This is a genomic window from Streptomyces sp. NPDC096079 (genome assembly GCF_040303145.1).
GTDB lineage: Bacteria > Actinomycetota > Actinomycetes > Streptomycetales > Streptomycetaceae > Streptomyces.
Genome location: NZ_JBEOST010000001.1, coordinates 349,983 through 371,775, shown reverse-complemented (window position 1 = coordinate 371,775; position 21,793 = coordinate 349,983). Strand labels below are relative to the sequence as shown.

General features: G+C 71.8%; 23 protein-coding genes. 12 read left to right on the top strand and 11 right to left on the bottom strand.

The genetic code is table 11. From position 1 onward, the window contains the following. The first annotated feature begins 89 nt into the window (after positions 1–89). The 8 genes from ABTY59_RS01740 (at position 90) to ABTY59_RS01705 (ending at position 9,371) form a co-directional block, all read left to right on the top strand. Entirely contained in the window at positions 90–1,310 is a 1,221-nt protein-coding gene (locus ABTY59_RS01740; RefSeq protein ID WP_352016916.1) for an amidohydrolase, read from the top strand. Positions 1,311–1,666: 356 nt separating this feature from the next. Further along, entirely contained in the window at positions 1,667–2,731 is a 1,065-nt protein-coding gene (locus tag ABTY59_RS01735) for a BMP family lipoprotein (protein WP_352016915.1), read from the top strand. Positions 2,732–2,847: 116 nt separating this feature from the next. After that, positions 2,848–4,557: an ABC transporter ATP-binding protein gene (locus tag ABTY59_RS01730; RefSeq protein WP_352016914.1), complete on the top strand. Its 1,710-nt coding sequence runs from the start codon at positions 2,848–2,850 to the stop codon at positions 4,555–4,557. Further along, the gene (locus ABTY59_RS01725; protein WP_352016913.1) at positions 4,554–5,669 is read left to right on the top strand and encodes an ABC transporter permease; all 1,116 of its coding nucleotides are present in this window, start codon (positions 4,554–4,556) and stop codon (positions 5,667–5,669) included. Before ABTY59_RS01730 ends, ABTY59_RS01725 begins: the two co-directional genes overlap by 4 nt. Next, positions 5,666–6,928 (top strand): ABC transporter permease, encoded by a 1,263-nt coding sequence (locus tag ABTY59_RS01720; protein ID WP_352016912.1) that lies wholly within the window; start codon positions 5,666–5,668, stop codon positions 6,926–6,928. The genes ABTY59_RS01725 and ABTY59_RS01720 overlap by 4 nt, the downstream gene beginning before the upstream one ends. Then, positions 6,925–7,329 (top strand): cytidine deaminase, encoded by a 405-nt coding sequence (locus ABTY59_RS01715; RefSeq protein ID WP_352016911.1) that lies wholly within the window; start codon positions 6,925–6,927, stop codon positions 7,327–7,329. The genes ABTY59_RS01720 and ABTY59_RS01715 overlap by 4 nt, the downstream gene beginning before the upstream one ends. Before the next feature lie 82 nt (positions 7,330–7,411). Beyond that, positions 7,412–8,689 (top strand): thymidine phosphorylase, encoded by a 1,278-nt coding sequence (locus ABTY59_RS01710; protein ID WP_352016910.1) that lies wholly within the window; start codon positions 7,412–7,414, stop codon positions 8,687–8,689. Positions 8,690–8,792: 103 nt separating this feature from the next. Next, positions 8,793–9,371: a Uma2 family endonuclease gene (locus ABTY59_RS01705; RefSeq protein ID WP_352016909.1), complete on the top strand. Its 579-nt coding sequence runs from the start codon at positions 8,793–8,795 to the stop codon at positions 9,369–9,371. Here the strand turns inward: ABTY59_RS01705 and ABTY59_RS01700 are convergent. Then, positions 9,364–10,014 (bottom strand): HAD family hydrolase, encoded by a 651-nt coding sequence (locus ABTY59_RS01700; RefSeq protein WP_352016908.1) that lies wholly within the window; start codon positions 10,012–10,014, stop codon positions 9,364–9,366. The genes ABTY59_RS01705 and ABTY59_RS01700 overlap by 8 nt on opposite strands. Before the next feature lie 61 nt (positions 10,015–10,075). Here ABTY59_RS01700 and ABTY59_RS01695 point away from each other — a divergent pair, with 61 nt between their 5' ends. Further along, entirely contained in the window at positions 10,076–10,351 is a 276-nt protein-coding gene (locus tag ABTY59_RS01695; protein WP_352016907.1) for an STAS domain-containing protein, read from the top strand. On the opposite strand, the gene ABTY59_RS01690 is transcribed toward ABTY59_RS01695, so the two are convergent. The 3 genes from ABTY59_RS01690 to ABTY59_RS01680 all read right to left on the bottom strand — a co-directional run bounded on the left by ABTY59_RS01690 (position 10,340) and on the right by ABTY59_RS01680 (position 13,461). Continuing rightward, complete coding sequence (locus tag ABTY59_RS01690; RefSeq protein ID WP_352016906.1) at positions 10,340–11,311, bottom strand: sigma-70 family RNA polymerase sigma factor; 972 nt, start codon at positions 11,309–11,311, stop codon at positions 10,340–10,342. The two genes, ABTY59_RS01695 and ABTY59_RS01690, sit on opposite strands and share 12 nt — an antisense overlap. Before the next feature lie 84 nt (positions 11,312–11,395). Beyond that, entirely contained in the window at positions 11,396–12,103 is a 708-nt protein-coding gene (locus ABTY59_RS01685) for a L,D-transpeptidase family protein (protein WP_352016905.1), read from the bottom strand. 98 nt (positions 12,104–12,201) lie between these two features. After that, positions 12,202–13,461: an MFS transporter gene (locus ABTY59_RS01680; RefSeq protein ID WP_352016904.1), complete on the bottom strand. Its 1,260-nt coding sequence runs from the start codon at positions 13,459–13,461 to the stop codon at positions 12,202–12,204. Positions 13,462–13,523: 62 nt separating this feature from the next. On the opposite strand from ABTY59_RS01680, the gene ABTY59_RS01675 reads away from it, so the two are divergent. Then, positions 13,524–14,495: a LysR family transcriptional regulator gene (locus ABTY59_RS01675; RefSeq protein WP_352016903.1), complete on the top strand. Its 972-nt coding sequence runs from the start codon at positions 13,524–13,526 to the stop codon at positions 14,493–14,495. Here ABTY59_RS01675 and ABTY59_RS01670 read toward each other — a convergent pair. Both ABTY59_RS01670 and ABTY59_RS01665 read right to left on the bottom strand, forming a co-directional pair. After that, positions 14,481–15,269, bottom strand: a complete 789-nt coding sequence (locus tag ABTY59_RS01670) for an alpha/beta fold hydrolase (protein ID WP_352016902.1) — start codon at positions 15,267–15,269, stop codon at positions 14,481–14,483. The genes ABTY59_RS01675 and ABTY59_RS01670 overlap by 15 nt on opposite strands. Positions 15,270–15,493: 224 nt before the next feature. Then, complete coding sequence (locus ABTY59_RS01665) at positions 15,494–15,865, bottom strand: hypothetical protein (RefSeq protein WP_352016901.1); 372 nt, start codon at positions 15,863–15,865, stop codon at positions 15,494–15,496. Positions 15,866–16,127: 262 nt separating this feature from the next. On the opposite strand from ABTY59_RS01665, the gene ABTY59_RS01660 reads away from it, so the two are divergent. Next, positions 16,128–17,282, top strand: coding sequence for an adenosine deaminase (locus ABTY59_RS01660; protein WP_352016900.1), 1,155 nt, complete (start codon positions 16,128–16,130; stop codon positions 17,280–17,282). Positions 17,283–17,455: 173 nt separating this feature from the next. Next, positions 17,456–17,821, top strand: a complete 366-nt coding sequence (locus ABTY59_RS01655; RefSeq protein WP_352016899.1) for a hypothetical protein — start codon at positions 17,456–17,458, stop codon at positions 17,819–17,821. A gap of 74 nt (positions 17,822–17,895) precedes the next feature. Here ABTY59_RS01655 and ABTY59_RS01650 read toward each other — a convergent pair whose 3' ends face one another. From ABTY59_RS01650 to afsQ1, 5 genes are all read right to left on the bottom strand, one after another. Beyond that, positions 17,896–18,096, bottom strand: a complete 201-nt coding sequence (locus ABTY59_RS01650; RefSeq protein WP_352016898.1) for a PspC domain-containing protein — start codon at positions 18,094–18,096, stop codon at positions 17,896–17,898. A 91-nt stretch (positions 18,097–18,187) separates the two neighbouring features. Then, complete coding sequence (locus ABTY59_RS01645; RefSeq protein WP_352016897.1) at positions 18,188–18,748, bottom strand: VanZ family protein; 561 nt, start codon at positions 18,746–18,748, stop codon at positions 18,188–18,190. 82 nt (positions 18,749–18,830) lie between these two features. After that, positions 18,831–19,439, bottom strand: coding sequence for a hypothetical protein (locus ABTY59_RS01640; protein ID WP_352016896.1), 609 nt, complete (start codon positions 19,437–19,439; stop codon positions 18,831–18,833). Continuing rightward, entirely contained in the window at positions 19,436–20,968 is a 1,533-nt protein-coding gene (locus ABTY59_RS01635) for an ATP-binding protein (RefSeq protein ID WP_352016895.1), read from the bottom strand. The genes ABTY59_RS01640 and ABTY59_RS01635 overlap by 4 nt, the downstream gene beginning before the upstream one ends. Further along, on the bottom strand, positions 20,965–21,642 hold the full coding sequence (gene afsQ1, locus ABTY59_RS01630) for a two-component system response regulator AfsQ1 (RefSeq protein WP_017239746.1): 678 nt from the start codon (positions 21,640–21,642) through the stop codon (positions 20,965–20,967). Before afsQ1 ends, ABTY59_RS01635 begins: the two co-directional genes overlap by 4 nt. Positions 21,643–21,793: the final 151 nt, after the last annotated feature.

Here is a 21,793-nt window from a genome sequence, read left to right as displayed (position 1 = left end):
CCTGTGAAACCGAGATTCTTTCCCCTAAGGGGCTGAAATTCTCGTGATCAACGGGCAGTTGACCTCTCGACGGGCCTACCCTTCAAAGGGTGAACCAGTTGAAGTCCCGTGAGCCAGGCTCCGTCACCCTGCCCGGAACGCTGTCCGACTCCCTGCGCGCCGAACTCGTCGCCTTCCGCAGGGACTTGCACATGCACCCCGAGCTCGGGAACCAGGAGTTCCGTACGACCGCCGCGCTCAAGGCCCGCCTGGAGGCGGCCGGCCTCGCGCCGAGGGTCCTTCCGGCAGGCACCGGACTCATCTGTGACATCGGCACCCGGGACCCGGGCCGGGCCATGCTCGCGCTCCGTGCCGACCTCGACGCGCTGCCCATCCCCGACGTGAAGACCGTCGCCTACCGCTCCACCGTGGCCAACCGCGCCCACGCCTGCGGACACGACGTCCACACCACCACCGTCCTCGGCGCCGGACTCGTCCTCGCCGACCTCGACCGTCGCGGCCTGCTGCCGCACGCGGTGCGGCTGATTTTCCAGCCCGCCGAGGAGGTCCTGCCCGGCGGCGCCGCCGACGCCGTCGAGGCCGGGGTCCTGGACGGCGTCGGCCGGATCATCGCCGTCCACTGCGACCCCCGCGTCGACGCCGGGAAGATCGGGCTCCGGGTCGGCCCCATCACCTCCGCCTGCGACCGTCTCGAGGTCACCCTCGACGGCCCGGGCGGCCACACCGCCCGCCCGCACCTCACCACCGACCTGGTCACCGCCGCCGCACGGGTCGCCATCGACGTCCCCGCCGTCCTCGCCCGCCGCGTCGACGCCCGCTCGGGCCTCTCGGTCACCTGGGGCCGCATCGAGTCCGGCCACGCCCCCAACGTCATCCCGCAGCACGCCGCGCTCTCCGGCACCGTCCGCTGCCTCGACCTGCCGACCTGGCGGGACGCGCCCGACCTGGTCCACGCGGCCATCGACGAGATCGCCACCCTGCACCGGGCCAAGTCGACCGTCACCTACGTCCGCGGCGTCCCCCCGGTCGTCAACGACCCGGCCATCACCGAACTGCTGCACGACGCCATGGCGGCCCGCCGGGGCCCCCACGCGATCGAGGACACCGAGCAGAGCCTCGGCGGCGAGGACTTCTCCTGGTACCTGGAGCACGTCCCCGGCGCCATGGCCCGCCTCGGCGTCCGCACCCCCGGCGACACCCGGGTCCGGGACCTGCACGCCGGCGACTTCGACGTGGACGAGCGGTGCATCGAGGCCGGCGTGGAACTCTTCACGGCCGCGGCCCTGCTCGACGCCGCACCGAGGCCCTGACGCCCGCCACGCCCGGCCCCCGGCAGGTCCGGGGGCCTCGCCGCGCGGTGATCAATCCCACGCCCCGGCGGTGATCAACGCCACGCCCGGAGCATTGCGGTCCGGCCGGACGGCACACTCGCCCACCCGGCCCACGGACCGGCGTGTCCCCGTTCCCCGGTCTACCCCCTGCCCCGACCGGGATGTATAACCGGCGGTACCGGGCCGAACGCCCCCGGTCGCCTCGGCTGGCCGGTTCGCGACGATCCGATAACGACTCATGAACGGGTCTTTAACTGACATCTACGCGCGTTACGATCGCCGCGAAACCAGCGCCGGAAGAGGCGCTTTCGGTCAGTCTTGAAGGGACCCTCCTCTTGCGCCGGATCACCAGGATCACGACCGTGGGCATCGCCGCTGCGGCGCTCGCGCTCTCCGCCACCGCGTGTGGCAAGTCGTCGAGCGACGGCGGTTCGAGCTCCAGCTCGACCTCGGGCTCGAAGGCCGTCAAGGCGGCCATCGCGTACGACATCGGCGGCCGCGGCGACCAGTCGTTCAACGACGCCGCCTACGCCGGTCTGAAGAAGGCCGAGGACGAGCTCGACGTCAAGGGCGCCGAGGCCGAGCCGTCGGCCGGCGAGAGCGACGCCGACAAGGTCGCCCGCCTCACCTCGCTGGCCCGCTCGGGCAACAACCCGGTCATCGGCGTCGGCTTCGCCTACGCCCCGGCCATCGAGAAGGTCGCCAAGGCCTACCCGAAGACCACCTTCGGCCTCATCGACGACACCTCGGTGACCGGTCCGAACATCGCCAACCTCGTCTTCAACGAGGAGCAGGGCTCCTACCTGGCCGGCGTCGCCGCCGCCAAGGCGTCGAAGTCCGGCACGGTCGGCTTCATCGGCGGCGTCGAGGTCCCGCTGATCAAGAAGTTCGAGGCGGGCTTCGCGCAGGGCGTCAAGGACACCAACCCCAAGACGAAGGTGCTCGTCCAGTACCTGACCCAGCCGCCGAACTTCGACGGCTTCTCCAAGCCCGACCTCGGCAAGGCCGCCGCCCAGGGCCAGATCGACAAGGGCGCCGACGTGATCTACGCCGCCGCCGGTCTGGCCGGTTCCGGCGCGATCGAGGCCGCCGCGACCGCGGGCGTGTGGGCCATCGGCGTCGACTCCGACCAGTACAACCAGGCGGGTCTGGCCTCGTACAAGGACCACATCCTGACCTCGGTCACCAAGGACGTCTCGGACTCCGTCTTCAACGTCATCAAGTCCGTCAAGGACGGCAAGCCGCAGACCGGTGAGATCCGCTACGGCCTCGCCACCGACGGCGTCGGCCTGGCCGACTCCAACCCGGCGTACGTCAAGATGACCGACGTCACCGCCGCCGTGGAGAAGGCGAAGAAGGACATCATCGACGGCAAGATCACGGTCAAGACCGCTCCGTAAGGCAGCAGGTCACGACCTGAGCCCGGGCCCGGCGTCCGGTGGCACCCCCACCGGACGCCGGGCGCCGGGCCCATTCCCGTACGGGTTTTCATTTTTCGGCAGCGCTACGCGTGTAGATGTCTCCCTGGCACGATAACTTCGCCCCGCCCTGCCCTCCCGCTCCCACTCCTTCCGGCCAAGGAGAGTGCGTCATCAACGCGTCCAGCCCCCCTGCCGTAGAACTGCACGGCATCACCAAGCGATTCCCCGGCGTCGTCGCCAACAAGGACATCGCCATCACGGTCCGCAAGGGCACCGTGCACGCCCTCATCGGCGAGAACGGTGCCGGCAAGTCGACCCTCATGAAGATCCTCTACGGCATGCAGAAGCCGGACGAGGGCACGATCGCCGTCGACGGCGAACAGGTCACCTTCTCCAGCCCCGGTGACGCCATCGCGCGCGGCATCGGCATGGTGCACCAGCACTTCATGCTCGCCGACAACCTCACCGTCCTGGAGAACGTCGTCCTCGGCGGCGAGAAGCTCTACGGCATCGGGGCCAAGGCCCGGAAGAAGATCAAGGAGATCTCCGACGCGTACGGTCTCGGGGTCCGCCCGGACGTGCTCGTCGAGGACCTCGGCGTCGCCGAGCGCCAGCGCGTGGAGATCCTCAAGGTCCTCTACCGCGGCGCCAAGATCCTCATCCTCGACGAGCCGACCGCCGTCCTCGTCCCGCAGGAGGTCGACGCGCTCTTCGACAACCTGCGCGAGCTCAAGTCCGAGGGCCTGACCGTCATCTTCATCTCGCACAAGCTGGGCGAGGTCCTGAAGGTCGCGGACGACATCACCGTCATCCGCCGCGGCACCACCGTCGGCACCGCCGACCCGAAGACCGCCACCACCAAGCAGCTCGCCGAGCTGATGGTCGGCAGCGAGCTGCCCTCGCCGGAGACCCGCGAGTCGACGGTCACGGACATCCCGATGCTCCAGGTCGAAGGCCTGACCCTGACGGAGGCCGGCGCCGCCGCGACCGCCCCCCTCACCACCGCCGCCCCGCCGGACCCGTCCGGCGCGGTCGGCCTGCAGGAGGTCGGCGAGGGCCGCAAGCTCCTCGACGACATCTCGCTCACCATCCACAAGGGCGAGATCCTGGGCATCGCGGGCGTCGAGGGCAACGGCCAGACCGAGCTCATCGAGGCCCTGATGGGCATGGCGAGCCCCGACGCGGGCGTCATCACGCTCGACGGCCAGGACATCTCCAAGGTCCCGGTGCGCAAGCGCCGCGAGGGCGGCATCGGCTACATCCCCGAGGACCGCCACCGCCACGGCCTGCTCCTGGAGGCCCCGCTCTGGGAGAACCGGATCCTCGGCCACGTCTCCGAGGCGCCCAACTCCAAGCGCGGCATCCTCGACCCCAAGGCCGCCCGCAAGGACACCGAGCGGATCGTGCGCGAGTACGACGTCCGTACCCCGGGCATCGACGTCACCGCGGCCTCCCTGTCCGGCGGCAACCAGCAGAAGCTGATCGTCGGCCGCGAGATGAGCCACGCCCCCAAGTTCCTGATCGCCGCCCACCCCACCCGTGGTGTGGACGTCGGCGCGCAGGCGCAGATCTGGGACGCGATCCGGGACGCCCGCCGCGAGGGCCTCGCGGTGCTGCTGATCTCCGCCGACCTCGACGAGCTGATCGGCCTGTCCGACACCCTCCGGGTCATGTACCGCGGCAAGCTGGTCGCCGACGCCGACCCCGCCACCATCACGCCCGAGGAGCTGGGCTCCGCCATGACCGGCGCGGCCACCGGCTCCCTCGAAGGCACCGAGCAGTCCGAAGACGGTGACGCCCGATGATGAAGATCGACAAGGACAAGCTGCTCATCGGGGCCGCCGGTCCCGTGCTCGCGCTGGTCACCTCGTTCGTGCTCACCGTCCTGGTGCTGCTCGCGACGGGCCTCGACCCGATCGAGCCGATCCAGCTGATGATCGACAACGCCGGGTTCTCCGACACCCAGGTGCTCATCGTCAACCAGACCGGGATCTACTACCTGGCGGCGCTGGCGGTGGCCATCGGCTTCCGGATGAACCTCTTCAACATCGGCGTCGACGGCCAGTACCGCCTCGCCGCGATGATCTCGGCCGTGGTCGGCGCCTCGGTCGACCTCCCGGGGCCGCTGCACATCCTGCTGATCGTGATCGTCGCGATGGTGACCGGTGCCTTCTGGGCCGGCATCGCGGGCATCCTGAAGACCACCCGGGGCGTCTCCGAGGTCGTCTCCACGATCATGCTGAACGCCATCACCACCTCGCTGGTGGCCTGGCTGCTGCTGCCGAAGAACTTCGGCGTCCAGCCTCCCGGCTCGAACAACCTGACCACCGGTGAGATCGCCGAGTCCGGCTGGTTCCCCGGCGTCGACATGGGCGACGGCGGCCAGATCTACGGCTTCACCTTCGTCGCGCTCGCGCTCGGCGTCGTCTACTGGTTCGTCCTCAACCGCACCCGCTACGGCTTCGACCTGCGCGCCACCGGCGAGAGCGAGTCCGCGGCCCAGGCCAGCGGCGTCGACGCCAAGAAGATGATCCTCAGCGCGATGCTGATCTCCGGCGCCCTCGCCGGCCTCTCGGGCATGCCGACGCTGCTCGGCGAGACCCACACGTACAGCCTCGACTTCCCGGTCGGCGTCGGCTTCACCGCCATCGCCATCGCCCTCCTCGGGCGGAACCACCCGGTCGGCATCTTCTTCGCCGCCCTGCTCTTCGCGTTCCTCGACAAGGCGTCCTCGACGCTCGACATCGAGGGTTACCCGAAGGAGATCACCCAGATCATGCAGGGCATCATCGTGATCGCCGTGGTCGTCTCCTACGAGCTCGTCCGCCGTTACGGCCTCCGTCGCCAGCAGCAGAAGGTCGGCGAGCAGCTCGCCGCCGGCGGCGCCATCAAGACCGACAAGGAGGTGACGGCATGAGCACCGGCACCGTTGCCAAGCCGAGCGCCGCGCCCATGAAGCCCGCGCGCCGCAAGCTGACCTGGCCCTGGATCCTGCTGATCGTCGCGGCGGGCCTCGTCCTCTTCTCGCTCGTCCGCGTGATCTCCGGCGCGAACGACCTCACCTCCGTCGGACAGGTCTCCGGCGCGCTCCAGCTCGCCGTGCCGATCGGCATGGCCGGACTCGGCGGTCTGTGGTCCGAGCGGGCGGGCGTCGTCAACATCGGTCTCGAAGGCATGATGATCCTCGGCACCTGGTTCGGTGCCTGGGCCGGATACCAGTGGGGCCCCTGGACGGGTGTCGTCGTCGGCATCCTCGGCGGCGCGCTGGGCGGTCTGCTGCACGCGATCATCACCGTCACGTTCAACGTGAACCACATCGTCTCCGGTGTGGCGATCAACATCCTCGCGGTCGGCTTCACCCAGTACCTGTCGAACTTCACGTTCGCCGAGGCCGAGGGCGGCTCCTCCAAGCAGTCCCCGCGCATCGACGCGATCACCGACATCACCATTCCCGGGCTCTCGGACTGGCTGATGGACCTCCAGCAGAAGCACTGGTTCCTGATCTCGGACATCGCCGGCATCCTCGGCGGCCTGGTCACCAACCTGTCGCTGCTGACGGTCGTCGCGATCCTGCTGATCCCGGCCACCTGGTGGGTGCTCTGGCGCACGGCCTTCGGCCTGCGGCTGCGCTCCTGCGGTGAGAACCCGGTCGCGGCCGAGTCCCTGGGCGTCAACGTCTACAAGTACAAGTACATCGCCGTCGCCGTCTCCGGCGGTCTCGCCGGCCTCGGCGGCGCGTTCCTGGCGATCGTCTCCACCGGCATCTACCAGGAGGGCCAGACCGGCGGCCGCGGCTACATCGGTCTCGCCGCGATGATCTTCGGCAACTGGATGCCCGGCGGCATGGCGATGGGTGCCGGCCTCTTCGGCTTCACCGACAGCCTCAAGCTGCGCGGCGGCGCCGAGAACGTCCACGCGCTGCTGCTGCTCGTCGCGCTGCTCCTGGTGATCGCCGCGCTGTGGCAGATGTACCGCAAGAAGTGGGTCGTGGCGGCCATCGGCGCGATCTTCGCCGTGGGCTTCTTCCTCTGGTACGTCCTCACCGACGAGGTCCCGAGCCAGTTCGTCGACGCCGCCCCGTACATCACCACCCTGCTCGTGCTCGCCCTCTCGGCGCAGCGCCTGCGGATGCCGAAGGCGGACGGCCTGCCCTACCGGAAGGGCCAGGGCAAGTGACGCCCGCCCCTCAGGAGCCCGACTGGGACCTGCTCCGGGAGACCGCCCGCGAGGCGATGTCCCGCGCGTACGCCCCGTACTCGGGCTTCCCGGTCGGCGCGGCGGCCCTGGTCGAGGACGGGCGGGTGGTCTCCGGCTGCAACGTGGAGAACGCCTCCTACGGCCTCAGCCTGTGCGCCGAGTGCGGGCTGGTCTCCCAGCTCCGGGCCACCGGGGGCGGCCGGCTCACGCACTTCGTGTGCGTGGACGGCCGGGGCGAGTCCCTGGTCCCGTGCGGGCGGTGCCGGCAGCTGCTGTACGAGTTCGGGGGGCCCGAGCTCGTCCTGGAGACCCCGGCCGGGTTCCTGACCCTGGCGGAGATGCTCCCGCAGGCCTTCGGGCCCGGCCACCTCGCCACGTAGCACCTCGGAGCGGCCCTTCCTGCACGATGGGAGGGTCGCTCTCCTTTCCTCCCCCTCTATGCGCGTAGAAAGAGGCACCACCATGGACGTCATCTCCGTCATCCGCACCAAGCGGGACAAGGGCGAGCTGAGCCCGGAGCAGATCGACTGGGTCATCGACGCCTACACCCGCGGCGTGGTCGCCGACGAGCAGATGTCCGCCCTGGCCATGGCCATCCTGCTGAACGGCATGAACCGCGCGGAGATCGCCCGCTGGACCGCCGCGATGATCGCGTCCGGCGAGCGCATGAACTTCGACGCCCTCTCCCGTCCGACCGCCGACAAGCACTCCACCGGCGGCGTCGGCGACAAGATCACCCTCCCGCTCGCGCCGCTCGTCGCCGCCTGCGGCGCGGCCGTGCCGCAGCTCTCCGGCCGCGGCCTCGGCCACACCGGCGGCACGCTCGACAAGCTGGAGTCCATCCCCGGCTGGCGCGCGCTGCTGTCCAACGAGGAGATGCTGGACGTCCTCGACACCACGGGCGCGGTCATCTGCGCGGCGGGCGACGGCCTGGCCCCGGCGGACAAGAAGCTCTACGCGCTCCGCGACGTCACCGGCACGGTCGAGGCGATCCCGCTCATCGCCTCCTCGATCATGTCGAAGAAGATCGCCGAGGGCACCGGCTCCCTGGTCCTGGACGTCAAGGTCGGCACCGGCGCCTTCATGAAGAACATCGAGGACGCGCGGGAGCTGGCGCGGACGATGGTCGGTCTCGGCACCGACAGCGGCGTGAAGACCGTCGCGCTCCTCACCGACATGTCGACCCCGCTCGGCCTCACCGCGGGCAACGCCCTGGAGGTCCGCGAGTCCGTCGAGGTCCTCGCCGGCGGCGGCCCGAAGGACGTCGTCGACCTGACGGTCGCCCTGGCGGCCGAGATGCTGGCCGCGGCCGGCATCAAGGACGCCGACCCGGCGAAGGCCCTCGCGGACGGCTCGGCGATGGACGTCTGGCGCCGGATGATCGCGGCGCAGGGCGGCGACCCGGACGCGGCCCTGCCGGTCGCGCGGGAGCAGCACGTCGTCACGGCTCCGTCGACGGGCGTCCTCACCCGCCTCGACGCGTACGACATCGGCATCGCCGCCTGGCGTCTGGGTGCGGGCCGCGCCCGCAAGGAGGACCCGGTGCAGGCGGGCGCGGGCGTCGAGCTCCACGCGAAGCCGGGCGACACGGTGACCGCGGGCCAGCCGCTGCTGACCCTCCACACGGACACCCCGGAGAAGTTCGACTACGCCCTGAAGTCCCTGAACGACTCGTGGGACATCGCCCCGGAGGGCACGTCCTTCACGGCGAACCCGATCGTGCTGGACCGCATCGCATAGCGCAGCATATTCCTCTGACACCTTCGGGCGAACGGGGCCGGTGGACCCCCACCGGCCCCGTTCGGCATGCTGGGATCGGTGACGACCGACTGAGGAGCACACCATGAGCGCACTCGCCACCGAGGCCGGGCAGGGCTGGGACGATGTCGTCCGCCTCTGGCACGAGATGGACTGGCCCGAGGGCTGCAAGGTGGAGATCATCGAGGGGATCATCACCGTGGCACCGTCACCCGCCAACCAGCACAACAGCATTGCGGAGGACATCCAGCGCAGGCTGTACCGGGTGATTCCGGATGACCGGGGCATCTACCAGACGCAGGCCGTCGCCATCCCGGCGCGGTCGGGGATGTACATCCCCGACCTGTTGGTGGCTCCCAGGGCGGCTCTGATGGGGTCCGGTCATTTCATCCCGGCCGCGGAAGCGGAGCTCGTGGTGGAGATCACTTCGCAGTCGAACGCGAACCACGACCGCATCGCCAAGGCCGCGGGATACGCGACAGCCGGCGTGCCCCTCTACCTCCTGGTCGATCGCTGGGTCCCGGGCGGGCCGACGATCACGCTCTACGGAGAGCCCTCCGACGGCGTCTACCGCGTCCTCGGCGCCGTCCCCTTCGGCGAGCCGATCCACCTCCCCGCCCCCTTCGACCTCACCCTCGACACCACCGAGTTCCCCGTCACGTGAGCAGTAGTCCCGGCAGTTCGCGCATGTCGTCGAAGACCACCGTCCGCGCCCCCGCCAGCCGGTCCGCCCGCGTCAGCCCCCCGCAGTAGCCGAAGGCCCGCATGCCGGCCGCGCGGGCCGCCTGGACTCCGTACGGACTGTCCTCGACGACCGCGCAGCGCTCCGGCCGGACTCCGAGCGTGGCCGCCGCGTGCAGGAAGAGGTCCGGGGCGGGCTTGCCGCGGTCGACGTCCCGGGCGCTGAACGCCCGACCCTCGAAGCGGCCGAGCAGCCCGGTGCGGCTCAGGTTCCTGCGGATGCTGGTGTGGCTGCCGTTGGAGGCGAGGCAGTACGGGACGGACAGGGCGTCCAGGACGTCGGCGACGCCCTCGACGGCCGTCAGCTCCGCGTCCAGGGCGTCCTCGTACCGCTGCCGGAAGGGCGCCTCCCAGCCCGGTTCGAGGGGGCGGCCCCGCCGCTCCTCCACGATCGTGGTGAGCATCTCGTGCGAGGACCCCACGAAGAGCTCGGCCATTTCGGCCTCGGTGAACTCAGCACCGAGCGAGGCGAACACCTCCCGGTCTACCCGGCAGTAGATCCGCTCGCTGTCCACCAGCACGCCGTCACAGTCGAAGATCACCAGTTCGACAGGCTCAACAGTCATGATCGCGAGCCTAGGGGGTGACCCCCGATGAGTTCCGGGCACCCGGACGGTCGTACGGAACGTGGACACCAGTCAGCCCCTCGTCATGACCCTGCCCGCCCGCCCCAGCCGGGACGAGGTGAACCGGCTCTGCGCCCGGCTCGGCGCCGCACCGCCCGGTGAGGTCGTCTGCGAGGTCGGCGCGCTCGGGGGCGCCGACCTCGCCGCCGTCGACGCCCTCGCCCGGCTGAAGCTCGCCGCCGGGCGACGCGGCCACCGGATCCGCTTCGAGGGAGCGGGGCCCGAGCTGCGGGCCCTGCTCCTCCTGACCGGCGTCGCCGAGACCCTAGGCCTCTAGCCGGGCCGGAAGGTCGAACAGCGGGAACCAGCGCGCGGTGTCCAGGAAGAAGTCCATCCCGCCGACCTTGCCGTCCCGCAGCTCCAGGACGATCAGCGCCCAGGGGCTGAAGCCGCCCTCCGGGTCCGGGTGGTAGTGCGCGAAGGCCGGCGAGCCGTTCGCCACGGTCGGGACCAGCTTCGAACCCCGGCAGACGTCGCCGACGCCCAGCATCCAGCCCACGATGTCGTCGTGACCCCGCAGCCACAGGTCGTACGGCGGCATGGACATCGTCGCGTCCTCGTGGAGGAGCGCCGTCAGCGCCTTCATGTCGTACCCCTCGAAGGCGGCGACGTAGCGCTCCAGGAGCGCCTGCTGCTCCTCGTCCAGCGGGTTCGCCGGGTCGGAGGCGGCCGGCGCCTGCTCGGCGAGGGTCGCGCGGGCCCGCTGGAGGGCGCTGTTGACCGAGGCGACGGAGGTGTCGAGGAGCTCGGCGACCTCGCTCGCCTTCCAGGCGAGCACCTCCCGCAGGATGAGCACGGCCCGCTGCTTGGGCGGCAGGTGCTGGAGCGCGGCCACGAACGCGAGCCGCACGGTCTCGCGGGAGACGGCCGTCTCCGCCGGGTCGCCGGCCGAGGGCAGTACCCGCCCGTCGGGGACCGGCTCCAGCCAGGTGATCTCCGGCTGCTTGACGAGCTGCGCCTGCGCGACGGGCGTCGGCCCGGTCAGGTCCATGGGCCGCGCTCTCCTGTTCCCCGCGTTCAGCGCGTCCAGGCAGACGTTGGTGGCGATCCGGTACAGCCAGGACCGCAGCGAGGAGCGGCCCTCGAAGGAGCCGATGGCCTTCCAGGCGCGGACCATGGTGTCCTGCACCGCGTCCTCCGCCTCGAAGGAGGAACCGAGCATCCGGTAGCAGTAACCGGTCAGCTCCCTGCGGTACTTGTCCAGCTCGTCGGTCGTCGCGGTCGCCGTGTCGCTCATCGGGTCCACACCCCACTCACCCCTCACCGGCACCCGTTCGGTGCCGGTGAGAGGGAAGCTACCGCAGCGGACTGACAGCGGGGGTCAGGTTCCCGGCTTGCGTCCGTAGACGAAGACGTCGTCCCCGTTCTTCAGCAGGCCCCAGTACGCCTTGGCGTCCTTCGACGTCATGTTGACGCAGCCGCCCGAGCCCGGCGGGTTCCACATGGACTTGGTCGTCGAGTGGAAGGCCTGCCCGCCGTCGAAGAACTGCGAGTACGGCATGGAGACGTGGTACAGCGTCGACCAGTGGTTGATGTTCCGCCAGTAGATCTTCTTGAGGCCGGTACGGGTCTCGGTGCCGTCCTTGCCCGTACGGACCGGCACCGGCCCGTACTTCAGACGCGAGCCGTCCTGGATCCAGGTCAGCTGGCGGGTCAGGTCGACGCAGGCGATCCGGCCCTTGCTCGTCGGACACTTGCGGTCCTTGTTCGGGTTGGTCCCGGCCGCCCGCTGCTGGAGCATCGTGTTCATGGTGCGCCAGGTCAGCGGCCCGGCGTACCCCACGGCCGGGGTGATGCCGTGCTTGCGCTGGAAGGCCTGGACGGCCTGGCAGTCGGCGAGCGACTGGCGCCCGTCGACCGGCCGTCCGAGGAACTTCTCCACCTGCTTCTGGTACGGCCCCGTCGTCACGTTGCAGGACGCGGCCTGCGCCGGAGCCGTACCGAGCGCGATCGTCAACGGCACCACGAGCGACGTGATCCCGGCGGCGATGCCCGCCCTTCTGCCTATGTGTCGAGCGACTCTGTTCATGATCGTCAACTCCCCCTTGGGTCCCTGTGCTTGAGGACGTACGGGGGAGTGTGACGGTTGCAGCCCAGAAGGGGAACCTCGCGCTCCCGGCCACAGCACTAGGCCGTGGCCGGATGCGGGCGCCGCGCCGCGACGCGGGCGCTGTGCGAGCCGTACAGCGTGACCGAGACGACCCCGAGGACCGCGACCAGGCCGATCACGACCGTGCCCGCCCAGCCGCCCGCGTGGAAGGCCATCGCGCCGAGCGTGCCGCCCGCGCTGCTGCCCAGGTAGTACGCGGACTGGTACAGCGCCGAGGCCTGCGCGCGGCCCGTCGTCGCCGTGCGGCTCACCGAGGACGACGCGACCGCGTGACCCGCGAAGAAACCGGCGGTGATCAGGACCAGGCCCACGAGGACGAGGGCCAGGGAGTCCGACAGCGAGAAGAGCAGGCCCGCCGCCGTCGTGGACACCGCGAGGTAGAGCGCGCCGCGCCGGCCGAGACGTCCGACGAGCTTCCCGGCCGCCGCCGAGGAGACCGTGCCCACCAGGTAGATCAGGAAGATCGAGCCGATCACCCCCTGCGGCAGCGAGAACGGCGCCTCCACCAGGCGGTAGCCGATCACCGTGTACACGGCGCCGAAGACCGTCATGAACAGCGCGCCGATCACGTACAGCCGCATGAGCAGCGGATCGGCCAGGTGACCGCGCACGGTCCGGGCCAGCGCCCTCGGGTTCAGCGTGCCGGGCGCGAAGTGCCGGGCCTTCGGCAGCAGCGCCCGGAAGGCGAGCACGCAGACCAGGGAGGTCAGGCCGACGGCGGCCAGTCCCGCCCGCCAGCCCCACATCTGCGCCACCCAGCCGGTCACCAGCCGGCCGCTCATGCCGCCGATCGAGTTGCCCGCCACGAACAGGCCGATCGCGGCGACCAGGGCCCGGGGCCGTACCTCCTCCGCGAGGTACGCCATCGCCGAGGCCGGCAGACCGGCGAGCGCGGCGCCCTGGACCGCGCGGAGCGCGATCAGGGACTCCAGGTTCGGGGCGAGCGGAACCAGGAGCCCCACGGCGACCGCGATCGAGAGGGAGGCCGTCATCATGGCGCGCCGCCCGAAGCGCTCCGAGAGGGCGCTGAGCGGCAGGACGCAGAGGGCGAGGGCGCCGGTCGCGGCGGAGACCGTCCAGGAGGCGGCGGAGGCGGTGGCGCCGAACTCGGCCGAGATGGCCGGGAGGAGGGCCTGCGTGGAGTAGAGGAGGGCGAAGGTGGCCAGTCCTGCGGCGAAGAGCGCGAGGCTCATCCGGCGGTAGCCGGGGGCACCGGGGGAGAGGCGGGTGTCGGCGGACGCGGTGGTGGCGGCCGCCTTGGTACTGGCGGAAGGCATGTCACGAACGTAGGACGGTCTGTTTCATGCGTCCAATGCACGGAACTGCTGTAATCGTTCCCATGGTGCATGAGTACAGGTCACAGCCCCGCCTGTCACCGAACAGTTACGAAGAAGACATGGGGCCGCTGCTCGCGCCGCGGCTCGCGTACTTCGCCGCCGTCGCCCGGCACGAGCACGTGACCCGGGCCGCGGCCGAGATGGGCGTGCCGCAGTCGACGCTCTCGCGGGCGATCGTCCGGCTCGAACAGGACCTCGGCGTCACCCTCTTCGCCCGGCGCGGCCGCACCGTCTCCCTCACCCCGGCGGGCCGCCGCTTCCTCACCGCTGCCGAGCGGGCCCTCGCCGAGGTGGAACGGGCCGCCGACACCGTACGGGCCGACGCCGACCCGACGGCGGGCCGCGTCGCCTTCGGCTTCCTCCACACGATGGGCTCCGAGACCGTCCCGGGCCTCATCCGCGCCTTCCGCGTCGACCACCCGAGGATCCGCTTCACCCTCGTCCAGAACTACGGCGAGGCCATGATCGAGCGGCTGCGGGCCGGCGACCTCGACCTCTGCCTGACCTCCCCGGTCCCGGACGCCCCCGACCTGGTGGCCCGGCGCCTCGACGAGCAGCGGCTGCGGCTCGTCGTCCCCGACGACCACCGGCTCGCGGGCCGCAAGCGGGTGCGGCTCGCCGAGGCGGCGGAGGAGACCTTCGTGACCCTGGAGCCGGGGTACGGGCTCCGCCGCATCACCGACGACCTGTGCGCGGAGGCCGGCTTCAAGCCCCGGGTCGCCTTCGAGGGCGAGGAGGCCGAGACCCTGCGCGGGCTCGTCGCCGCCGGGCTCGGCGTCGCCCTGCTGCCGCCGCCCGCCGTCCCCCGCCCCGGCGTCGTGGAACTCACCGTCACCGCGCCGCGCGCCGTCCGCGAGATCGGCGTCGCCTGGCTCGACGGCCACCCGGACACGGCCCCGGTGGCCGCCTTCAAGAAGTTCCTGCTCGGCAGGCGCGGCCACCTGCTCCCGAAGGAGCCCTCACCGCCGGCGTGACCCGCTCCTCGCCGCCCCGAAGCCCGCCGCCAGCGGCATCCTCAGGCCGAGCGGCGGGGGCGCCGCCATGGCGTCGGTGACGGGGCGGGCGACCGGCCGGGAGAACAGGGCGCCGAGCACGAAGTTCCCGGCGAGGGCCCGGACCTCCGCCGCGTACTGGCGCAACGCGTGGCCGTCCGAGTGGACCTCGAAGCGGCAGGTGTCCCGGTTGGCCTTCTTCGCCCGCTCGGCGAACCGGAACGACAGCTCCGGGTCCGTCCGCGCGTCGTTCGTGCCGTGCACGAGCAGCACCCTGCGTCCCATCAGCTGCCGCACCGGCTCGGGCTCCGCCGCCACGTCGTCCTCGGGCAGCCAGGGCGCCAGCGCCAGCACCGCCGCGACCGCCGGGTGCCCGGCCGTCCGCAGCGCGGCGCGGGCTCCCATGCCGTGCCCCAGGAGGCACACCGGGACGTCGCCGTAGCGCCGGACGGCCTCCGCGACCGCCCAGGACGCGTCCGCGACGAGGTCCGCGTCCGCGCCGTTCCAGCCTCGCGCCCGGTAGCGCACCACGTGCGCGGCGAGCCCCTCGGACCGGCCCGCGCGGACCAGCTCGCGCGCCAGCGGCAGCATCGCGGCGTGCGCCCGCGCGGAGGCCCGCCGCGCCGACACCGGCTCGCCGTCCGGCAGGAGCAGCACGACACCGCCCACCGCCGCGACCGCCGACCGGGAACTGACGGGCCGTCCGAGCCGGGGTCGCCGGGTTTCGGGCGGCCCCACGAGTGCGAAGTGCGCCATGGCAGAACAGTCTCAGAAGCAGAGGTGTACGCCAGTCGTACGCGCGGTCTCTGTTACGTATCGTCCGGCGGGGCAGGGCAGTTCGGCCGGAATTCGGTCGGTGCGGGTGCCCGTCGCCCGGGCCGCGTCGGCCCGGGCGACGGACGCCCGCCCGGGCGACGGACGCCCGCCCGGGCGACGGACGCCCGCCCGGGCGACGGACGCCCGCCCGGGCCGGGCGGATGTTACCGGGTGGGGGCGGGCAGGGTGGTCGGGGCGGCGGCCGCCGTCGTGCCGGCGGTGCTCTGGGCCGCGGTCGCGCCCTGGGCGGTGGTGGTCTCGGTGGTGCCGATCCGGCCGAGGAGTCCGGACGGGCCGAGGAGCCCGGCCGGCCCGAGGAGCCCCGCCGGGCCGAGGAGCGGGCCGGTGAGCGAGACGTCCCCGAGGAGCTCCGGGGCGTAGCTCAGCTCCTGGGTGCAGGAGCCGAACGTGCCGCCCTGGCAGCTGTGGTCGGTGATCTGGTTCGATGTGCCGGTGTCGGCCTGCGAGGTGCCGGCCATGCCGAGCGTCAGAGCGCCCGCGGAGAGTGCGACGAGCAGTCCACGGAGGTAGCGCATGCGGCGTCCCTTCTTGGTCCGGCGGGTTTCGGCTCCCGCCGTGATCGCCCCACGTAACCGCGAGCGGACGGCCCCGGCGCAGCCGGGGAACGCGGTGTCGTCTCAACAGCCCAAAAAGTCGTATACGCGAAGGTCTGAACGCGTTCGCCACCTCCGGCCGGCTTCTGACGCGGCGTCCGGAAATCCGCCGCCCCGGAAGACCCGAGGCACGGACACCGTGCCGAGGGGCGCGCTCTACGCGCGTAGGGGCTAGAGTGCGGAAATGACGAGCCAGACCCCCAACGTCCCCACCGCGGACCAGATCCGCCGTGCCCCGAAGGTGCTGCTCCACGACCACCTCGACGGCGGACTGCGCCCCGGCACGATCATCGAACTCGCCCGGGAGCAGGGCTACGGGCAGCTCCCCGAGACGGAGCCCGACAAGCTCGGCATCTGGTTCCGCGAAGCCGCCGACTCCGGCTCCCTGGAGCGGTACCTGGAGACCTTCGCGCACACCTGCGCCGTCATGCAGACCAGGGACGCCCTCTTCCGCGTCGCCGCCGAGTGCGCCGTCGACCTCGCCGAGGACGGGGTCGTCTACGCCGAGGTGCGCTACGCCCCCGAGCAGCACCTGGAGGGCGGTCTCACCCTCGAAGAGGTCGTGGAGGCCGTCAATGAGGGCTTCCGCGAGGGTGAACGGCGGGCCAGGGCGGCCGGCCACCGGATCAGGGTCGGCGCCCTGCTGACCGCCATGCGGCACGCCGCCCGCGCCCTGGAGATCGCCGAACTCGCCAACCGCTACCGGGACTCCGGCGTCGTCGGCTTCGACATCGCCGGCGCCGAGGCCGGCTACCCGCCCACCCGCCACCTCGACGCCTTCGAGTACCTCAAGCGGGAGAACAACCACTTCACGATCCACGCGGGCGAGGCCTTCGGGCTGCCCTCGATCTGGCAGGCGCTCCAGTGGTGCGGCGCCGACCGGCTCGGCCACGGCGTCCGGATCATCGACGACATCGAGGTCGCCGACGACGGCTCGGTCCGCCTCGGCCGCCTGGCGGCCTACGTCCGCGACAAGCGGATCCCGCTGGAGATGTGCCCCTCCTCCAACCTCCAGACGGGCGCCGCCGCCTCCTTCGCGGAGCACCCCATCGGTCTCCTGCGCACGCTCCACTTCCGGGCCACGGTCAACACCGACAACCGCCTCATGAGCGGCACGAGCATGAGCCGGGAATTCGAGCTGCTGACCGATGCATTCGATTACACGCTCGACGACATGCAGTGGTTCACGGTCAATGCGATGAAATCAGCGTTCATTCCTTTCGATGAACGACTGGCCATGATCAACGAGGTGATCAAGCCCGGCTATGCCGAGCTCAGGTCCGAATGGCTGTTCCAGCAGACCGCCACGACCAGCGAGTCTTCCCGTACGGAGGGCTGAGAAACACCCCCGCGCAGGGGACGGGAGCGGCCGGGTCGATGCGACACCCGGCCGCTTTTCGGTGTTTGCGGAGGCGACGTTCGCTGGTTAGGTTGCAGAGCCGCTCTCCATTCCCAGGATTTCCCCTCCCGGCTTTCCCCGAAGCCCCCGGATTCCCCAAGGAAGATTTTCTGATGAAGCAGTCTGCCGCCAAGAAGCTCGGTGTCGCCGCTCTCGGTGCCGCTTTCGTCGCCGCCGGTGCCGGCGCGGCCACCGCCGCGCCCGCCCTGCCGCTCGACGCCGACGCGCTGGGCACGGTGACCTCGGCCCTCCCGGTGGGCGAGGGCCTCACCACGCTCCCGGACGGCGCCGGCGAGTCCCTCGGTGCCGGGCAGGGCGCCCTCGGACAGGGCCTCGACCAGGGCGTGAAGACCCTGCCCGCCGCCGCGGGACAGGCCACCCAGAGCCTCCCGCTCGACGCCGCGGCCGGCGGCCTCGGCGCCACCCCGCTCGGCGGGCTCCTCGGCGGCCTGCCGCTGAACGGGCTGCCGCTCGGCTGACCAGGCCCGCACACGCCGAAGGGGCGCGCACCCGGATCCCCGGGTGCGCGCCCCTTCGGCGCGGGCGCCCTCGGCTACCAGGCCGAGCGCGTGGTCTTCTCCGCCGGCAGGAAGATCCACAGCCCCAGGTAGATCAGGAACTGCGGTCCGGGCAGCAGGCACGAGACCAGGAAGATCAGACGCATCGTCGTCGCGGAGGTGCCGAAGCGCCGGGCCAGCGCCGCGCACACTCCGCCGAGCACGCGTCCGTCACGGGGGCGGGTCAGTGCGGCCATGGTGGGCTCCTTCGGAGTTCGGTCCGGAAGCCGCTCCTGGGGGCTTCCGATGCCTCCATACTGCCGTCGCGAACGGGGACGAAGCATCGGTCTACGGGGCGATCGGGACCCTGGTAATCGTCGGGGTCGCACCCTGAGACGTCTCGTCCCGCAGGAGGGCGGACCCCTCGTCCGCCGCCTGCCGCGCCTCCCACCTGCGGCGCAGCCGGGTCCGGCCGGCCGGGACCACCAGGAGGTGCGCCAGCGCGACCCCCGTCGTGTTCAGGAGGACCGAGTCCACGTCCACGACCTGGCCCGGCACGGCGGTCTGGAGCAGCTCCACGGCCAGCGACACGAGCGCGCCCGCGGCGGTCGTACGGGTCAGGGACGCCCACCCGGAGACGTGGAGCCGTCCGTCGGCCATCGGGAGCAGCACCCCGAGCGGGGCCAGGAGCAGCAGGCCCTCGCCGATCAGCCGGGCCGCCTCGACCCCACCGAGCGCGAGGTCGGCCTGCAGGCCGTGCAGCGGGACGGTGTTCGGGGCCGTCACCCAGGCGACGTCACGTGGGCGCAGGCTGACCCAGGCGACGAGCAGCAGATGCGCGGCGAGGAGGACGAACCCCGCCACGCGGACGACCACGGCGGCCTGGCCGCCCGAACCTTGACGCTGCACGCCCCCCAAGACGCCCCCACCACCGGAATCGGTTCCGCCGCCCGCGCACGCGTGGGTGACGGGCGGCGGCCGGCGCGCGGCGTCAGCCGGGTGACGGGGCCGGGGCCGGGGCCGTCGGTGGTGCGGTGTCCGGGCGCTCGCGGAGGTCCGACGAGCAGCGGTACCGCTTCGGGGGGTACTTGCCCGGGCCGCCCAGCAGCACCGTGTGCCCGCCCGCGCCCGCCGAGCTCTCCGCGAAGGTGCAGACGAGCTGCGAGAGGGCCGTCGGCGCGAGGTCCTCCGGCTGGCGGCTCAGCCGCAGCGTGCCGGCCGGGTCGCCGGCGTGCCCGCCGCCGACGGTCAGCGGCCCGCGCACCTCGGTCGTGAATCCGGCCTGCCGCTCGGCCTCCGAGGGCTCGTCGAGCAGCTGCGCGAGCAGCCCCCCGGCCGTCCGCACCGGATCGCCCCCCGCCTTCTCCTCGGGCAGCGGCGACCGGCGGTCCACCGCCTCCAGCTGCGAGCCGCACACCAGGAACACCCGGACCGGCACGCCCTGCGGCGCCGCCTCGGACGTACCGTCCTCGGTCACGCTGCACGGGACCCGGGACGGGGCCGCGCCCGCGTCGACGGGGACCGACGTGGTGCGGATCCCGCAGCCGGTGACGAGCGCGGCGAGCGCGGCCGCCGCCAGGACAGGGACACGACGCCTCACGCTTCCTCCACCTCGCCCTGGCTGCTGCGGGTCTGCACCTCGCGGGTGATCCCCGAGGCGTCCAGGGGCAGTCGCAGCACGAACACCGCGCCGTCGACCGTTCCGTCCTCGCCGACCGAGTTCGACGCCGTGATCGAACCGCCGTGGATCAGCGCGTTCTCCATGGCGATCGACAGGCCGAGCCCGCTGCCGTCGGACCGGGGCCGGGACGCGCTCGCCTTGTAGAAGCGGTCGAACACGTGCGGCAGCACCTCTTCGGGGATGCCGGGACCGTGGTCCCGTACCGCGATGACCAGCTCCTCCTCGTCCGTACGGACCGAGACCCGCACCGGAGAGCCGCCGTGCTTCAGCGCGTTCCCGATCAGGTTCGCCAGGATCACGTCGAGGCGGCGCGGGTCGAGCGGCGCCACGATCCCGCGCTCCGCGTCGAGGTCGACCGCGTCCAGCCAGGCCCGGGCGTCGATGCACGCGGTGATCTGGTCCGCGATGTCCACCTCGTCCAGGACGAGCCGTGCGGTGCCCGCGTCGAAGCGGGTCACCTCCATCAGGTTCTCCACCAGGTCGTTGAGGCGCCGGGTCTCGCTCACCACGAGCGCCACCGCCGGGGCGATCATCGGGTCCAGGGAGTCCTGCTCGTCCTCCAGGACCTCGGTGACGGCCGTCAGGGCGGTCAGCGGGGTGCGCAGCTCGTGCGACATGTCGGCAACGAACCGCCGGGAGGACTCCTCCCGCGCGCTCATGTCCGCGACCTTCTTCTGCAGCGACTCGGCCGCGCTGTTGAACGTACGCGTGAGGTCGGCCAGTTCGTCGGCGCCGGTGACCCGCAGCCGGGTGTCGAGCTTGCCCTCGCCGAGCTGCCGGGCCGCCTCGCCGAGCCGGTGCACCGGGCGCAGCACGGTCGTCGCCGCGACCTGCGCGAGCAGCACCGAGCCGGCCACCGCGAGCGCGGTGGCGATCCCCAACGACCAGGCGAGCGAGTTCAGATCGGCCTTCTCCGCGGCCAGCGACTTGAACATGTACCCGGCGGGGCCCCCGCCGTCGATGCGCGTCCCGCCGACCAGGTACGGCGTCCCGTTCCGCTCCGTGCGCTGCCAGAACAGGTGGTACGCGTACGGATTGCCCTCCGTCACCGCCCGCTTCGTGTCCACGGCTTCCTGGAGCGGGCGCGGCACGTCGGCCAGCGTGAAGTCGTCCGGGTCCGAGGCGCCCACGATCGGCTTGCCCGCGGCCCGCTCGCCGAGCAGCAGCACCTGGTACTGGGCGGCGCTGCCGCTCGCCATCTGCTCGGCGGTCCGCCGCAGGTCGTCCTGGGTGGGCCGGAGCGGCAGCGTGGCCGCCCGGTTCTGCATCTCCTGCCGGAAGTCGTTGAGCGCCCCGTCCTGGGTACGGGTCAGCACCGCCTCGCGGTTCAGCCAGTACGCGATGCCGGAGGCGGCGACGGCCGCGGTGAGCGCGACCAGGGCGAAGACGACGACGAGCCGGAGCCGCAGGCTCGAGAGCCGCAGCCGTGCGTAGATCCCCTTGCTCACGCAGGGACGTCCAGCCGGTAGCCGACCCCGCGGACGGTGCGGATCAGCGTCGGCGAGGACGGCACGTCCTCCACCTTGGCGCGCAGCCGCTGCACACAGGCGTCCACGAGCCGCGAGTCGCCCAGGTAGTCGTGCTCCCACACGAGCCGCAGCAACTGCTGCCGGGACAGCGCCTGTCCGGGCCGCCGGCTCAGCTCCAGGAGCAGCCGCAGCTCGGTCGGGGTGAGCTGGAGGTCCTCGCCGTTCTTGGTGACCGTCATCGCGGAACGGTCGATGACCAGCGAGCCGTACGTCGCCGAGTCCGTGGACTCGCGCTCCCCGCGCCGCAGCACGGCCCGGATGCGGGCGTCCAGGACCCGCCCCTGGACGGGCTTGACCACGTAGTCGTCGGCGCCGGACTCAAGGCCGACGACGACGTCGATGTCGTCGCTGCGCGCGGTCAGCAGGATGATCGGCAGCTGGTCGGTCCGCCGGATCCGCCGGCAGACCTCGAAACCGTCGATGCCGGGCAGCATGACGTCGAGCACGACCAGGTCCGGCCGCTGCTCACGCAGCAGCTGGAGTCCGTCCTCACCCGTCGCGGCGGTGGCCACCCGGTGGCCCTGCCGGGACAGGGAGAGTTCGAGGGCCGTGCGGATGGCGTCGTCGTCCTCGATCAGCAGCAGAAAAGGCACCCGGTCATTCTGGCCCATGAGGCCGTCGGAGTTCGACCGTCGGCGGACTCGCTATGGACTCGCTTCCGTTCCGTTCCCTGTGACACGGCTGTGACAGTCGGCGGACAACGCCATGAAGTCCGGCGGGCAAGCTTCTTGGCACACGGACCGA

What these genes read in the sequence shown, in the direction of transcription:
- ABTY59_RS01685 (WP_352016905.1), bottom strand. Translation starts at nt 12,103, where the DNA reads ATGAACAGAGTCGCTCGACACATAGGCAGAAGGGCGGGCATCGCCGCC.
- ABTY59_RS01710 (WP_352016910.1), top strand. Translation starts at nt 7,412, where the DNA reads ATGGACGTCATCTCCGTCATCCGCACCAAGCGGGACAAGGGCGAGCTG.
- ABTY59_RS01725 (WP_352016913.1), top strand. Translation starts at nt 4,554, where the DNA reads ATGATGAAGATCGACAAGGACAAGCTGCTCATCGGGGCCGCCGGTCCC.
- ABTY59_RS01665 (WP_352016901.1), bottom strand. Translation starts at nt 15,865, where the DNA reads ATGCGCTACCTCCGTGGACTGCTCGTCGCACTCTCCGCGGGCGCTCTG.
- ABTY59_RS01655 (WP_352016899.1), top strand. Translation starts at nt 17,456, where the DNA reads ATGAAGCAGTCTGCCGCCAAGAAGCTCGGTGTCGCCGCTCTCGGTGCC.
- ABTY59_RS01680 (WP_352016904.1), bottom strand. Translation starts at nt 13,461, where the DNA reads ATGCCTTCCGCCAGTACCAAGGCGGCCGCCACCACCGCGTCCGCCGAC.
- ABTY59_RS01670 (WP_352016902.1), bottom strand. Translation starts at nt 15,269, where the DNA reads ATGGCGCACTTCGCACTCGTGGGGCCGCCCGAAACCCGGCGACCCCGG.
- ABTY59_RS01700 (WP_352016908.1), bottom strand. Translation starts at nt 10,014, where the DNA reads ATGACTGTTGAGCCTGTCGAACTGGTGATCTTCGACTGTGACGGCGTG.
- ABTY59_RS01705 (WP_352016909.1), top strand. Translation starts at nt 8,793, where the DNA reads ATGAGCGCACTCGCCACCGAGGCCGGGCAGGGCTGGGACGATGTCGTC.
- ABTY59_RS01650 (WP_352016898.1), bottom strand. Translation starts at nt 18,096, where the DNA reads ATGGCCGCACTGACCCGCCCCCGTGACGGACGCGTGCTCGGCGGAGTG.
- ABTY59_RS01660 (WP_352016900.1), top strand. Translation starts at nt 16,128, where the DNA reads ATGACGAGCCAGACCCCCAACGTCCCCACCGCGGACCAGATCCGCCGT.
- ABTY59_RS01720 (WP_352016912.1), top strand. Translation starts at nt 5,666, where the DNA reads ATGAGCACCGGCACCGTTGCCAAGCCGAGCGCCGCGCCCATGAAGCCC.
- ABTY59_RS01690 (WP_352016906.1), bottom strand. Translation starts at nt 11,311, where the DNA reads ATGAGCGACACGGCGACCGCGACGACCGACGAGCTGGACAAGTACCGC.
- ABTY59_RS01730 (WP_352016914.1), top strand. Translation starts at nt 2,848, where the DNA reads ATGTCTCCCTGGCACGATAACTTCGCCCCGCCCTGCCCTCCCGCTCCC.
- ABTY59_RS01675 (WP_352016903.1), top strand. Translation starts at nt 13,524, where the DNA reads ATGGTGCATGAGTACAGGTCACAGCCCCGCCTGTCACCGAACAGTTAC.